This window comes from Bradyrhizobium sp. Leo114, assembly GCF_055229415.2.
In genome coordinates, this window is record NZ_JBUYEN020000050.1 from 19,158 (window position 1) to 32,690 (window position 13,533).

The 13,533-nt window shown below is 63.6% G+C and carries 15 protein-coding genes, 1 tRNA gene and 1 pseudogene; 11 read left to right on the forward strand and 6 right to left on the reverse strand.

Annotated elements, in window-relative coordinates; all coding sequences use genetic code 11:
• Positions 1-72: 72 nt before the first annotated feature.
• Complete coding sequence (locus tag ACZIRK_RS37175) at positions 73-960, reverse strand: N-formylglutamate amidohydrolase (RefSeq protein WP_028162967.1); 888 nt, start codon at positions 958-960, stop codon at positions 73-75.
• 310 nt (positions 961-1,270) lie between these two features.
• Between ACZIRK_RS37175 and cpdR the strand changes: the two genes are divergently transcribed.
• Both cpdR and ACZIRK_RS37185 read left to right on the forward strand, forming a co-directional pair.
• Positions 1,271-1,630: a cell cycle two-component system response regulator CpdR gene (gene cpdR / locus ACZIRK_RS37180; RefSeq protein WP_027583737.1), complete on the forward strand. Its 360-nt coding sequence runs from the start codon at positions 1,271-1,273 to the stop codon at positions 1,628-1,630.
• A gap of 81 nt (positions 1,631-1,711) precedes the next feature.
• A tRNA-Val gene (locus tag ACZIRK_RS37185) sits at positions 1,712-1,786 on the forward strand.
• 167 nt (positions 1,787-1,953) lie between these two features.
• Here the strand turns inward: ACZIRK_RS37185 and ACZIRK_RS37190 are convergent.
• Positions 1,954-2,244, reverse strand: a complete 291-nt coding sequence (locus ACZIRK_RS37190) for a hypothetical protein (RefSeq protein WP_051397160.1) — start codon at positions 2,242-2,244, stop codon at positions 1,954-1,956.
• 416 nt (positions 2,245-2,660) lie between these two features.
• On the opposite strand from ACZIRK_RS37190, the gene ACZIRK_RS37195 reads away from it, so the two are divergent.
• Positions 2,661-3,386: a hypothetical protein gene (locus ACZIRK_RS37195; RefSeq protein WP_474419213.1), complete on the forward strand. Its 726-nt coding sequence runs from the start codon at positions 2,661-2,663 to the stop codon at positions 3,384-3,386.
• Positions 3,387-3,527 carry an energy transducer TonB family protein gene (locus ACZIRK_RS37200; protein ID WP_474419214.1) on the forward strand — a complete coding sequence of 47 codons (141 nt, stop codon included), beginning with the start codon at positions 3,387-3,389 and terminating at the stop codon, positions 3,525-3,527.
• A 26-nt stretch (positions 3,528-3,553) separates the two neighbouring features.
• Here the strand turns inward: ACZIRK_RS37200 and ACZIRK_RS37205 are convergent, their stop codons facing one another.
• Positions 3,554-4,036, reverse strand: coding sequence for a hypothetical protein (locus tag ACZIRK_RS37205; RefSeq protein ID WP_028168073.1), 483 nt, complete (start codon positions 4,034-4,036; stop codon positions 3,554-3,556).
• 407 nt (positions 4,037-4,443) lie between these two features.
• Positions 4,444-5,052 carry a TetR/AcrR family transcriptional regulator gene (locus ACZIRK_RS37210; RefSeq protein ID WP_028168072.1) on the reverse strand — a complete coding sequence of 203 codons (609 nt, stop codon included), beginning with the start codon at positions 5,050-5,052 and terminating at the stop codon, positions 4,444-4,446.
• A 170-nt stretch (positions 5,053-5,222) separates the two neighbouring features.
• Between ACZIRK_RS37210 and ACZIRK_RS37215 the strand changes: the two are divergent.
• The 4 genes and pseudogenes from ACZIRK_RS37215 to ACZIRK_RS37230 form a co-directional block, all read left to right on the forward strand.
• Positions 5,223-5,345: pseudogene (locus ACZIRK_RS37215) on the forward strand (PspA/IM30 family protein); the annotation flags it as partial.
• A 42-nt stretch (positions 5,346-5,387) separates the two neighbouring features.
• Positions 5,388-5,663 (forward strand): YiaA/YiaB family inner membrane protein, encoded by a 276-nt coding sequence (locus ACZIRK_RS37220; RefSeq protein WP_130228438.1) that lies wholly within the window; start codon positions 5,388-5,390, stop codon positions 5,661-5,663.
• Positions 5,664-5,851: 188 nt separating this feature from the next.
• Positions 5,852-6,904 (forward strand): hypothetical protein, encoded by a 1,053-nt coding sequence (locus ACZIRK_RS37225; protein ID WP_474419215.1) that lies wholly within the window; start codon positions 5,852-5,854, stop codon positions 6,902-6,904.
• Positions 6,901-8,100, forward strand: coding sequence for a hypothetical protein (locus ACZIRK_RS37230; protein WP_130228439.1), 1,200 nt, complete (start codon positions 6,901-6,903; stop codon positions 8,098-8,100). The genes ACZIRK_RS37225 and ACZIRK_RS37230 overlap by 4 nt, the downstream gene beginning before the upstream one ends.
• 44 nt (positions 8,101-8,144) lie before the next feature.
• On the opposite strand, the gene ACZIRK_RS37235 is transcribed toward ACZIRK_RS37230, so the two are convergent.
• Entirely contained in the window at positions 8,145-8,669 is a 525-nt protein-coding gene (locus ACZIRK_RS37235) for a hypothetical protein (protein ID WP_474419216.1), read from the reverse strand.
• 286 nt (positions 8,670-8,955) lie between these two features.
• On the reverse strand, positions 8,956-9,807 hold the full coding sequence (locus tag ACZIRK_RS37240; RefSeq protein ID WP_130229193.1) for an SDR family NAD(P)-dependent oxidoreductase: 852 nt from the start codon (positions 9,805-9,807) through the stop codon (positions 8,956-8,958).
• A gap of 219 nt (positions 9,808-10,026) precedes the next feature.
• Here ACZIRK_RS37240 and ACZIRK_RS37245 point away from each other — a divergent pair, with 219 nt between their 5' ends.
• The 3 genes from ACZIRK_RS37245 to ACZIRK_RS37255 all read left to right on the forward strand — a co-directional run bounded on the left by ACZIRK_RS37245 (position 10,027) and on the right by ACZIRK_RS37255 (position 13,468).
• The gene (locus ACZIRK_RS37245) at positions 10,027-11,523 is read left to right on the forward strand and encodes an aldehyde dehydrogenase family protein (protein ID WP_130229194.1); all 1,497 of its coding nucleotides are present in this window, start codon (positions 10,027-10,029) and stop codon (positions 11,521-11,523) included.
• 223 nt (positions 11,524-11,746) lie between these two features.
• Positions 11,747-12,874, forward strand: coding sequence for an alkene reductase (locus ACZIRK_RS37250; RefSeq protein WP_474419217.1), 1,128 nt, complete (start codon positions 11,747-11,749; stop codon positions 12,872-12,874).
• 111 nt (positions 12,875-12,985) lie between these two features.
• Positions 12,986-13,468: a GFA family protein gene (locus ACZIRK_RS37255; protein ID WP_028168063.1), complete on the forward strand. Its 483-nt coding sequence runs from the start codon at positions 12,986-12,988 to the stop codon at positions 13,466-13,468.
• The last annotated feature ends 65 nt before the right edge of the window (positions 13,469-13,533 follow it).

A 13,533-nucleotide genomic window follows, 5' to 3' on the forward strand; every position in this document is an offset into this window, starting at 1 on the left:
CATCGGGCCGCAGGTATGGTAGTGAGATGGATTCCGGGTTCGCGCTCGCGCGCCCCGGAATGACGATGGATCCTACTCCGCTGCCGCCTGGAACGGACCGAGGTCGCCGAGCGGGACTTCCGCCAGCGCCTCCGCCAAGGTTGCGAAATCGGCGGCCAACTGCGCAAAGCGCGGCCCGCGCTCGCGCCGGCGTTCATCCATGTAGACCGCGCGGTTGAGCTCGAGCTGAACGGTATGCAGCCCGCTCGCCGGGTTGCCGTAGTGCTCGGTGATGAAGCCGCCGGCATAGGGCTTGTTGCGGCCGATCGAATAGCCGAGCCCGCTCATGACGTCTTCGACCACGTCGGGAAGCAGCGGCGCGCAGCTTGTGCCGTAGCGGTCGCCGATGACGATGTCGGGCCGGCGCGGCTCGTCCCGCGACACCCCGATCGACGGCATCGAGTGGCAGTCGACCACAACAACGGTTCCGAACGCCTGGTGCGCCTTGTTGATCAGCCGGCGCAGCGCCCGGTGATAGGGTTTGTAGAGCGCCTCGATCCGCGACAGCGCCTCATCGACATTGAGCCGCTCGCGATAAATCTCCTGGCCGTCGCCGACGACGCGCGGGATCGTGCCAAGCCCGCCAGCGACCCGCATCGAGCGCGTATTGGCAAAGCTCGGAAGCCGGCCCGTGAACATGCGCGGATCGAGCTCATAGGGCTCGCGGTTCACGTCGACATAGGAGCGCGGGAAATGCACCCGCACGACGGGAAAGCCACGCGCGCTCAAGCCTTCGATCAACTCGTCCATGAAGGAGTCTTCCGAGCGCCTGAGCGACGTCAGATCGATCCTGGAAGCGTTGAGGAATTCGGCCGGATAGACCGAGCCCGAATGCGGCGAGTTGAAGATGATCGGCGCCCGCCAATTGACGGGTTCGACGATCTCGAACGGAGGCGGCAATTCACCGTCAGGCCTGCTCATCGTCCGGCGCCGTCCCTTCAATTCCGCTGGGGCTTCCAGCACGATTTTGCCGGAAAAACGGAGGATTTATGTGGGGGCATTGTCGGTAATCACGACCCTTCTGCCAAGCGAAAAAAATCGTGAGCCGGGCTGGAATGTCTCTTAAGAGCGGGTAACGCCCGACGCGATTGATTCGCGCGGCGTTCCGGTCCACAACTAAGTTAAGCATCCGGTCGGCCGCGCCGGCTCATCTTTCACTCGAAATTTACCGCCTATCGGGCTTAGTGTGCGGACCGATCCTCCCAAGCCGGGATTCGACGAAATCAACGCCATGCCCAAGATCCTCCTCGCCGAAGACGACAACGATATGCGCCGCTTCCTGGTCAAGGCGCTCGAAAACGCCGGATTCCAGGTTTCCCCGCACGATAACGGTATGTCGGCCTATCAGAGGCTGCGCGAGGAGCCGTTCGAGATGCTGCTGACCGACATCGTGATGCCGGAGATGGACGGCATCGAGCTCGCCCGCCGCGCCTCGGAACTCGACCCCGACATCAAGATCATGTTCATCACCGGATTCGCCGCCGTCGCCCTGAACTCCGATTCGGAGGCGCCCAAGAACGCCAAGGTGCTGGCCAAGCCCGTGCACCTGCGCGAATTGGTCAGCGAAGTGAACAAGATGCTGGCGGCCTGATCGGCAGCCAAGATTCGCCTTCAAGCGTCCTTGCCTGCCCGCTTGGGGTCCGTTATAGGGACCCGACCCAGCCGATTTTTCGGGCGCGTAGCTCAGCGGGAGAGCACTACCTTGACATGGTAGGGGTCACAGGTTCGATCCCTGTCGCGCCCACCAGCCTTCGCTCGCGAAGCGAGAGAAGGCTGCCGCCCGAAGCCCCACGGGCGCAGGCGGGTTTGCGTCCGCGAGCTACGGCTCGGCAAGCCACTTCTTCCTTCCTTGAGGGCTACGCGTGGCGCAGCCATGCGGAGCAGGCCAGCGCGTCTTCCTGGGATAAGCCGTCGTCACACCTGCGCTGACAAGATCTCGAGCTCGCTGTGGAGATACCCTGAAGGAAACACGACGCCGCATTCGTAGCCGCGTCTCCACACGACGTGGCAGTGCGTGCTCGACTTGAAGCCGTCAAACGACATGAGGAAGTCGTTGGCAAAGAAGTGAAATGAATTCGAGTACAAACCAGCACCGCGCATGTGGAGATTTCTCACCAGGCAGGGATGAACCCCCGAAATCCCGCTAAACGAAAGCAATGCGAACTGGTTCAACTGAACACGTTCTAGGGCACGACGTTCAATCATGACCGGACGCTCCAATTGATAAAATATCCGCAATTGAAATCTGGGAACGCTGCAACTTTCCATCAGTGCGGCTGTCCTAACGCATGCGCTCGTGTTCCTATGGTTAACGGTCGACGCGAAGAAAGCGCGAGCGAGATGGCACAAACCGCACGTCCGCGGGTCGCCTGACACTTTCTACCTTCGCTCTGGCACAAAGTGCACTGACGAGCGCGCCAAAGGTTGGGCTTGTTTGCGCTGCGACTCTCGCCGATTCACGGCGGGCCTCGGGGATATCGGTTTCAGGGCGCGGAACCGCGCCATGCAGGCGGTCGGAGGCATGTTTCGGTTTCCGGCGCCAGTCCGTTTTAGCGGCATGTCACAAATCCTATATAGAGAGATGGCCATCATGCTTGGCTGAGGGGCTTGGCGCGCCTCAGATGACCGGACTGGCCTTTTCCAGAGATGTTTGTACCGCAGTTCGATGGGTGGTCTGTCCGTGGCGTTCCGATCGCCGGCGTTCGCGGCATCGCGAAGCTCACGCCTATCCCGGCGAAAGCGCCCGCCATATGAAGATGGACGGTTCAGATGATCCGTTGCCCCCAAGGGAGACGGACCGGATAAAGGCCGCGCTCACTGCAGGAGATCCGACGGCTTGGTCCAACGCAGAAGTGGCGCGTCTCGTCATCATCCCGGCTCTGGCGGTGCTGTTGTTTGCCGGCGGCGTCTATTGGATCAAGGTACAGCACCCAGCCGCATCGTCGGTCGATCAAGGACCGACATCTACAATACAGGTGCGCCTGGTTCCTCAACGCGAGGAGACACCGATTCCAGTCGATTCGACTTCGCAGGCGACGACGGCGAATGTCGCCCATTCGAATCCTGAAGCCGAACAGCCGGATGATCAGGCGAAGGATGAGGTTGTGATCAAGTCGCCCGACCGCGCGTCCCTGCCTGTTGAAGCCAGTCCCAGCATCCCCAGCATCTCACGTCGTTCGACCGTGGCGAATGTGGTGCCGAATAATGCCCTGCTGAAGTTTCAACAAAGCCTGCTCAAGCACATTGCAAGATTTCAGCGATATCCCGCGGCGGCCCACAATAGGCTACAGGGCACGGTCGAAACGTTCTTCTCGATCGACCGAAAAGGGCGCCTCCTGGGCGTTTAGGTGAAAACAAGCTCCGGCCAGATACTGCTCGATACCGAGGCGATCGAGACCATCAAGAGGGCGCAGCCTCTTCCATCCATCCCAGCCGAACTTCCGGATCGCCTCAACGTCCAGATCCAACTGGCCTTCGATCCATCCTGAGAACGATTGCCGTAGTCACCGGCGGTCTACGGCTGATTGCCCGGCTCGAAAGTGCAGTCGGCGCCGCCGCCGGCCTTTTGCTTGATCACCTTGGGATCGATCGTGCAGGTCAGCTTCGACAGGCCCGCGATGTTCGATCCGGCGGCGCCTTCGGCGGGGATGCCCGCCATCAGCATGGTTGCAAACAATTCGTTGGCGTCGCGGCCTTTCAGCGCGCGCTTGGCGATCTTGAAGGTGATCTCGCAGGAGCGCGACGTGATGTCGACATTGCTGGTGCGGCAGACGATGTTATCGGCGGTGACGGAGATCTTTCCGCCGTAGGGAAAATTGGTGTCGCCCTTGAAGAAGGAAGCGACGGTGCGCTTGGGCGCGGCGGCGATCGGCGAGTATTGGGCGACCACGGCGGCGAGCGCCAGTGCCGCCGATCCTGAAGCGGAGGTAGCTGGAGCCGCGCTCGCGCCGCTGATCGAAAGAAAGAGAGTGAGAGCCGCCAATGGTCCAACGCGCATCGTTCCCTGCCTCCTCCGCGTGTCGTCCCCGCGAAGGCGGGGCCATGCCGCGTGATGTCTCGATAGGATTCGGTCATAGTCATCTTCGCAAAACTACTTCCTGTGGTTATGGGCCCCAGGTCAAGCCCGGGACGACGTGGAGACAGCGGGCCCGGAGTTGTGGGACTGGCAAAGCGAAGCGCGCCACCGTTGCGAGCGGAGTACTTGATGATGGGCACGTCGCAGGCGCGCCTTTGCCCACCCTGCACATGCTGCGTATTCCAATCTTTCTCCTCACCCTGAGGAGGTCGCGTAGCGACCGTCTCGAAGGGCGAGGCCACCGGCGGGGCCTCATGGTTCGAGACGCGCTGCGCGCTCCTCACCATGAGGGGCGAGAGGGTGGGCACGTCGCTGCGCCTTTGCTCACCCTACAAATTCGCTGCCTTCAATCCCTCGACCATCGCGCGGACGATGGTGGCGACTTCGCTGCGCAAGGCTTCGATGGGCACTGCGATCAGCTTGTGCTCCAGCCCCAGCGCGACCATGCCGTGGACGGCGGAGAACAGGCTGCGGGCCGTGACGCTCAGCTCTCGCGGTGAGCGCGCGGGAAAGAGCGCGGCGAGCGGGCGGTAGATGTGGCCAAACAGGTCCATCTGCTCGGAGATCGCCCAGTCCGGGACCGGCTTGCCCGGCGCCATCCGGTGCTCGAACAACGCGCGCCATAGCTCGAGATTGTCGGCGGCGAAATCGCAATAGCCGACCGCGATGCGGACCAACGTGTCGGTGGGATCCGCCGGACCGTCCCGCTCCGCCGCGGTGAGGGCCGCGTCGAGCCGCGCTAGTGTGCGCGATCCTATCCGCAGGATCAGCTCGTCGACGTCCTCGACCAGATTGTAGACCGCGCCATTGGCGATGCCGAGTTCGCTGGCGAGATCGCGCGTCTTCAGGCCGGCCAATCCGCTGGCGGCGATCGACCGCTCTGCTGCCTCGATCAGCCGCTCGCGGTTTTTGGCTCGTCGTTCCAGGGCCTTGGACATTTGTCAATCACATTTTGAGCGTTGCTCAAGAAATTATTGAACCGCAAAGATGATGTGAGCGATGCTCATAACAGGGAGCTGGCAAATGTTCAAAACCATTTTCACGCTTTTCCGCGGCACCGTGGCCGCGGCGGAGGAGGAGCTGCAGGATCGCTCGGCCCTCCTCATCCTCGACCAGCGGACCGCTCGCCACCGCTGAGAAGCTCGCCGAGCTGGGCTTTGGTCCCCGCATGAAATCGACTGCCGACGACGTGCTCGCACGGCTCAAAGCCGGGCGCGCAGCTACTGCCTGAACCTTCAAGTCCTCAACATTGTTCATTTAAGGAGAGATTGCCATGAACCAGAACGTCCAGCCCCACAGCAATGCGTGGGTCACCTTCACCTATGCCTCCTTCCTCGGCTCCGCCTTCCTGGTCGGCGTCGGCATATTCTTCCTGCCCGTCGATCTCTGGATGAAGGGCTATCTCACCATGGGCATCGTGATGCTGGTACAGACCTGCGTCACCCTGACCAAGACGGTCCGCGACGTCCATGAAGGCGGCAAGCTGGTGAACCGCATCGAGGACGCCAAGGCCGAACGGATCCTGATGGAAGTGTCCAAGGCGGCCTGACCAGGCAGCCGGAGATGGAACGAACTTCGCGAGGCGGCGGATGTCTGGCATCCGCCGCTTTTCGCCGCGAGGATGCAGCGATGACGGCGCGCAAGGGAGCATTTACCTTCTCACCGTGAGCGCCGCCTGGCGCTTACAGCGCCTTAATGGGCGAAGGGCAGTAATCTGGCCCGACAACGGGCAGCGGCATGGCGTCTTGGAGTAGAATCTCGGTCTCGCGCTTGCGCGAAAGATTTGGCAAAGCCGGCGTGGCACTGGCGCGCCTGCCCGGCCACGCCAACTTCTGGCTCAAGGCGTTGTCGCAGCCAAACATCGATCTCACCTTGCGCACGCATGCGGGCCTTCGCACGCGCATCGTCGAGCGTCCGGGCGTCTCGCTGCCGCAGGAGGAATTGGCGGCACTGGTCTCGCAGCTACGCGTCGTGGCCGCCAAGACGCTGCCGCAGGAGAGCTTGACTTACGGCATCTTCTCCGGCGAGTCAGAGCGTCTCGCGCGCGCCATCGTCACGTTGATCTCCGAGGAGGGAACCGGACGGCCGATCGCCTTCAATGCGCTGTCGGTGATGGAGGTCGAGCTCGACGGCGCACCGATCGACGTCACCCATCTCGGCCTCGTGATGGTCGACCCTGACGTGCGCGGGCAGGGGCTGTCCTGGGTGCTCTATGGCATGACCGCACTGGTGCTGTTTGCGCGCGACGGGCTGCGTCCGAAATGGATTTCCAATGTCACGCAGGTGCCGGCGGTGGTCGGCATGGTCTGTGAGACATTTTCCGATGTGTACCCGTCGCCGCTATCAGGCGCGCGGCGCAGTTTTGCGCACCTGCAGCTCGCGCGCGGGATCATGGCGCGTCATCGCGCGGTGTTTGGTGTCGGTTCCGAGGCCGGCTTTGACGAAGAGCGCTTCGTCATCACCAATGCCTACACCGGCGGCTCGGATGCGCTGAAGAAGAGCTTCGAGATCGCGCCAAAGCACCGCAATGCGATCTATGGCGAGTTCTGCGCTCGCGAGCTCGACTATGCGCGCGGCGATGACGTGCTGCAGCTCGGCCGCATCGATCTGGCCGGCGCGCGGCGCTATCTCACGAGCGAGGTGCCGGCGGGCTCGCTGCCGGCGCTGATTGCCGCCTCCGCCGTGCTGGCGTTGCAGCGGCTGGTGTTGCCGTTCTTCCACTGGTTGGATGACACGCGCACGTTCGGCTCGCTGCGGCCGCGTTCTCGCGACAAGGATGGGCGCCGATGAATCCCGGGATCGTGGCCGATTCCATCGTCAATCTCTGCGGTGCGATCGGGCTCTGCGTCGCGATGATGACGTTCTACTGGCGCGACCCGAACAGCCCGCTGACGCGGCGCCTCTTGTTCGGACTCGGCGTGATCGCGCTCCTGTTCCTGGTGCGCGGCGTGGCGTGGTGGAGCGGCAGCGATGTGCTGGATCGCCTGAGCGTCATTCCGGCGGCGCTGATCCCGCTTGGCGCGCTTGTCGTGACCGAAGGCATGCTGCGGCGGCATGCGCCGCGCGTGGTGAAGATGCTGGCGGTGTTCGGCGGCATCTTGCTCGGCCTTGGCGGCGCGCTCGGGCTTGCCCGGTTCACGACGGCTTATGCTGTTTCGTTGTCGCTGTTCCAGCTTGCGGGCTTTCTCGTCTGTGCCTTGTTGCTCGCGCGCCGCGATCGCGCTTCGCTGATGGCGTCGGAAAACCGCAGCATCGGACGTCTCGCAGCTGGCGCGCTGATCGTGATTCCGTTCGTGATCACCGATTTCCGCACGCTGTTTCCGGACATCCCGGTCCGGCTCGGTGCGATCGGCGCGCTCTTGACCGTGACCGTGATCCTGATCGCAGGGGGCGGTGCCGAGACGCGGCGTCACGGGCTTGCGCTGATGACCTTGCGGCTTGGCAGCTCGGCGCTGCTCGGCATCGCCGCCGCCTTCATCGCCGGCGATGTCGATGCCGCGCAGATCGAGCGCTTCTGCGCGGTCGCGGTCGCCGGCGTGCTCACGATCGCCCTGATGACGGATGCGCTGCGCGCGGTGTTCGAGGCGCAGGAGCCGGGGGTCTTGAATGCGGCAGCGCTGTCGACGGCGAGGACGCGTGACGAATTGATCGCCGAACTGGCGCGGCATCCGATCTTCGAGCACGCGCGGCGCTACCGCGAGGCCGAGCTCGCCAGTTACGATCCGCCGCGCTTGCGGGAATTGTTCGCCACGCAGCGGGTGCTGCGCCGGTCGGGTGCGCCCTGGGGATATCCACCTGACGACCCCGCGGTCGAGCGCGTGCTCTCGCTGATTGCGGCCAACAGCGCCACGCATGTGATCGTGCTCTCGCATGATCCGGTCGACCTGATCGTGCTCGCCGTGCCCGTCACATCAGCCGATCCCGCCACCGAAACCGCGCTCGCACTGGTGCGGCGGTTGCTGGCGCTGACGCCAGAGACGGTGTGAGGTCGGCGGAAATCCGCCGGCCTCTTTGGATCTCCGCTCGCCTATCAGCCGCAGACCTGCGTCGGCTGTGTACGCCAGCCGTGCGTGGTGTGGACGCGGCGATTCACGACATAGCAATTGCCGTTGTCGTAATAGGTGTCGCTGTAGCCGTAATACGGGTAGCCATAGCCGTACGGATAGTCGTAGGCATAGTCATCGTAATAATAGGGATCGTACAAGCCGAGGCCGAAGCCCGTGCCGAAGGCGAAGCGCCGTCCATGGAAGCCGCGGCCGTGGAAGCCGCCACCACGGAATCCGCCGAAGCCCTGATGAATACCGCCGAAGGCGTTGTGGAATCCGCCGCCGGCAAAGCCGCCGCGGAAACCACCGCCGCCGAAGCCGCCATGGAATCCGCCACCGCCAAATCCGCCGCCATGAAAGCCGCCGCCACCAAAACCGCCGCCGTGGAAGCCGCCGCCACCGCCAAAGCCGCCACCGCCTCCGCCGCCACGCGCCAACGCAACCGTCGGCGCTGCCGCAAGACCAACCGATGCAGCCGCCAACAATGCGATAACCATCTTGCGTAACATTACACCACTCCGTCAGTATCGCACCCAGCCCGCGATCATGATGAGGTGGCGATCATTTGCGAGATCGCGATGCGCACACCTCTCAACTCCGTGCGAGCGTCTTTAAATTCCAGTTTAGAGAGAATTGAACGGCGCAGTCGGAGCGGCGCCGCGGTATTACATCGGAAATGAAAACGCCGGCTTTGTTGCGGGCGAAAAAGCGACCGCGGCGCGAAAGCTGCGGTCGCGGTCCCGGAATTCGCATGGAGGAGCGCTGCAGCGCTGCTCGATATCCATGAGGCGGCGACTATTTTCCCTTCACGAACGCCGCGAAAGCATCCGCATAATCCGGATGCCAGCGCGACAGTGCGGGACGGTTCTCGACGATGTCGCCGACGGCCCAGAGGATGCGCCGCTCGTCGAGCTGCCGCGACACATCATTGTCGGGACAGAGGATATAGAAGTCGCCCGCGTCCAGCCGCTCGATCATGAAGTCGATCGTCTGCTCCGCCGTCCAGGCGCTGGCTGGCTTCTCGGCGCGTCCGCGCGCGGTCAGGCCGGTGAAGACGAAGCCGGGGATCAGCAGATGCGCTGACAGCCGGCAGCCCGGCGTGTTGCGCAATTCATGCTGCAGCGCCTCGGTGAAAGCCTTCACGCCGGCCTTGGATACGTTGTAGGCGGGATCGCCCGGAGGCGTCGTGATGCCCTGTTTAGAACCGGTGTTGATGACGAGGCCGTCGCGCCCGCGCTCGATCATGCGCGGCACGAAGGCATGCGTGCCGTTGATGATGCCCCACAGATTGACGCCGAGAATCCGCTGCCAGTTCTCGCGCGGACCGAACATCTGGCTGCCCGGCTGGACGCCTGCATTGTTCATCAGGATGTCGGTGCCGCCGAACCGTTGTCGCACCGCGCTTTCCAGTTTCACGAGGTCCTCGAACCGGCTGACGTCGACGGTTTCGGTCATGATGCTGTCGGCGCCGCCGGGCGCGATCATTGACAGTTTTGTGGCGGCTTCCTTGAGAGCGTTGGCACTGACGTCGGCGACGCAGACCTTCATGCCCGAAGCGGCGAAGCGCATGGCGGCGGCGAGCCCGATGCCGGACGCGCCTCCGGTGATCACGGCGACATGATTTGGCGACATGGCGGGGTGGGGCATGGTCTGTCTCCGACAAAAATACGTGGCAGCGATCTCTAGGCTAACATGGCGGCCGTGCCATGCACGATGGTGCATGGGAGGTCTTCATTGCCGCGCTGCCCGCGATCAGGCCGGCTGCTTTACGGATTCGGGTCGCCGTTGTAGAGTTCCGCATATAACGGGTCTGAAACCTGCAAGGCCCGTCATATAAATCTCGTTCCATATCAAGGGAGTGCAAACATGGCTGTCACACAGGCAATTCCGATCACGCGTCACCCCTACGCGGACGGTTCCTACAAGAAGATGCTGATCGACGGCCAATGGGTCGATGCGGCCTCCGGTAAAAAGTTCGAGACCCACAATCCCGCGACCGGCGAATTGCTCGCAACGGTAGCCGAAGGCGACGCGGAAGACATCAACCGCGCGGTGGCGGCGGCGCGTCGTGCCTTCGAGGGCCCGTGGAGCAAGGTCAAGCCGTTCGAGCGGCAGAGCATGCTCTTGAAGCTCGCCGACCTGGTGGAGAAGAACTTCGAGGAACTGTCGCAGCTCGATACGCTCGACATGGGCGCGCCGATCAGCCGCACCCGCGGCAACCGCCTGCGCGTGCTCGGCATGCTTCGTTATTATGCCGGGCAGGCGACCGCGCTGCATGGCGAGACCATCGAGAACTCGCTGCCGGGCGAGATATTCTCCTACACCTTGAAGGAGCCGGTCGGCGTGGTCGGCGCGATCATTCCATGGAACGGGCCCTTGGCGGCGACGGTCTGGAAGATCGGCCCGGCGATCGCGACCGGCTGCACGGTGGTGCTGAAGCCGGCGGAAGAAGCGCCGCTGACATCGCTGCGGCTCGCGGAGCTCTGCATGGAAGCCGGCATTCCGCCTGGTGTCGTCAATGTGGTGCCGGGATACGGCGAGACCGCAGGCGCGGCGCTCTCCTCACATCCGGGCGTCGACAAGGTCGCCTTCACCGGTTCGCACGTCACGGGACAAGCGATCGTGCGGGCGTCGGCCGGCAACCTCAAGCGCGTCTCGCTCGAGCTCGGCGGCAAGTCGCCGGACATCGTGTTCGCCGATGCCGATCTCGACCAGGCGGTGCCGGGCGCGGCAATGGCGGTGTTCGCCAATTCCGGGCAGATCTGCAGCGCCGGTACGCGGTTATTCGTCGAGCAGAAGGTCTATGACGAGTTCGTCGGCCGCGTCGCCGAATTCGGCAAGAAGCTGCAGGTCGGCAACGGCATCGACCCGAACACGCAGATCGGCCCCCTGGTGTCGCAACAGCAGATGGATCGTGTCAGTGACTATCTCGATATCGGCCAGAAGGAAGGCGCGAGCGCTGTTGCCGGCGGCGCGCGGCTGACCGAAGGGCCATTGGCAAAAGGCTATTTCGTGCAGCCGACGGTGTTCGCCAATGTGCAGGACAATATGCGCATTGCGCAGGAGGAGATCTTCGGGCCGGTCATCTCCGCGATCGCCTTCAAGGACACGGATGAACTGATCCAGCGCGCCAATGCGACGATGTTCGGCCTCGGCAGCGGCGTGTGGACCACCAATGTCAGCAAGGCGCACCAGGTTGCGCGCGCGCTGCGCGCCGGTTCGGTCTGGGTCAACTGCTACCAGGCGATGGACCCGGCGGTGCCGTTCGGCGGCTACAAGATGAGCGGCTACGGCCGTGAATCCGGCAAGCAGCATTTGGAGGAATATCTCAACGTCAAGGCGGTCTGGATCAAGACGGCCTGACACTCCCTCGTCATTCCGGGATGCGCCAAAGGCGCAGGCCCGGAATCCATCGGGCCGCAGATTGCGTGGATAAATGGATTCTCTGATGTGCAATTGCACATCATAGCTCGCGCTTCGCGCGCCCCGGAATGACGGCTTATCGGCGATAGGCCGCCACTTGCTTTTCAGCGGCGCGCGCCTCCCCTATAGTGCTGATAACGACAACACAAAATCCGGGGCAGGCATGAAATTCCCGTCGCTTTTCTCTCCTCTCAAGATCGGACCGTACCAGCTCCAGCACCGCGTGGTGATGGCGCCCTTGACGCGGATGCGCGCGGAAAAACCGTCGCTCGCGCCGTGGCCGCTGAACGTGGAATATTATGCCCAGCGCGCCACGCCGGGTGGGCTGATCATCGCGGAAGCCTCGCCTGTGGTGAATACCGGGTTCGGCAGTCCCGGCATTCCCGGCATCTACAGCGAGCAGCAAATTGCCGGCTGGCGGAAAGTGGTCGACGCTGTGCACGCCAAGGGCGGCATCATCTTCCTGCAGCTCTGGCATGTCGGCCGCGTCTCGCATTCCTCGTTCCAGCCCGGCGGCGCGCTGCCGGTCGCGCCATCAGCGGTGGCGATCTCCTCCGAGTTCAAGGCGATGACGGCGGACGGCAAGGTGGTCGATTACGAGACGCCGCGCGCGCTCGAGACGAGCGAGATTCCCGGCGTCATCGAGGCCTATCGCGAGGGCGCGAGGAACGCACTGAAAGCCGGCTTCGACGGCGTCGAGATCCACGGCGCCAACGGCTATCTGATCGAGCAGTTCCTGCAATCGCGCAGCAACCTGCGCACCGACCAGTATGGCGGGTCGATCGAGAACCGCGTGCGCTTCCTGATGGACGTGACCAGGGCCGTGGTCGAGGTCTGGGGCGCGAACCGCGTCGGGGTGCGGCTGTCGCCTTACGGCATCGCCAATGGCAGTGGCGAGGCGGACCCGATGCCGCTCTACAGCCACGCCATCAAGCAGCTCGATCCGCTCGGGCTCGCCTATCTGCACTTCATCGAGCCGCGTTCCTCCGGCGCCGGCCGCGCCGAGGTCAATCACCAGAACGTGCCCTCGGCGATGGTGCTGTATCGCCCGATGTGGAGCGGCGTCCTGATCACCGCCGGCGGCTTCACCGGCGAGACCGCGGATGCCGCAATCGCTGCGGGACACGCGGATGCGATCGCCTTCGGCCGCATCTTCATCTCCAATCCGGACCTGCCGCGCCGCCTGCAGCGCAGCTATCCGATCACACCGTATAATCGCGCGACGTTCTACGGCGGCGAGGAGAAGGGATATACGGATTATCCCGTGCACGACGAGATGGCGCAGGCGTAAACACCGCCGTCATTGCGAGCGTAGCGAAGCAATCCATGGTTCCGCGCGTGGAGAGATGGATTGCTTCGTCGCTTCCGCTCCTCGCAATGACGAGGAAAACGAGGAGCGACAATGGCCAAAGCAGCCGCTGCAGGAGGGATCGCGTCGGGCCAATGCCTGTGCGGCGCAGTTCGGCTTGAGATCGACGTGCCGGCGCGCTGGGCCTGGCATGATCATTCCGCGCCGAGCCGCCGCGCGCATGGGGCGGCCTATGCGACCTATGTCGGGAGCTGGCGCAAGCGGTTCCGCATCGTCGCGGGGAAGGATGCGATCACGCGCTACGAGGATGACGCGACGAAGACCGTGCGCAGCTTCTGCGCGACCTGCGGGACGCCTCTATTTTACGAGCGCGCTCGCTCGCCGCACATGGTGAACATTCCGCGCGCGCTGTTCCTGGGCCGTACCGGGCGGCAGCCGCTCTATCACGTCGCGATCGAAGAGCTGCAGGAGTGGGCCTATACCGGCGAACCGCTGGTGCCATTGAAGGGTTATCCCGGCGTGGTCTGGCATCGCTCGAAAAAGAAGAAGCGCCCCGATCGCGAGGGGATGTTTTGAATTTTCGTAGCCCGGGTGGAGCGCAGCGCAACCCGGGTTCGCCCGTGGCTCCGCGGATTACACTG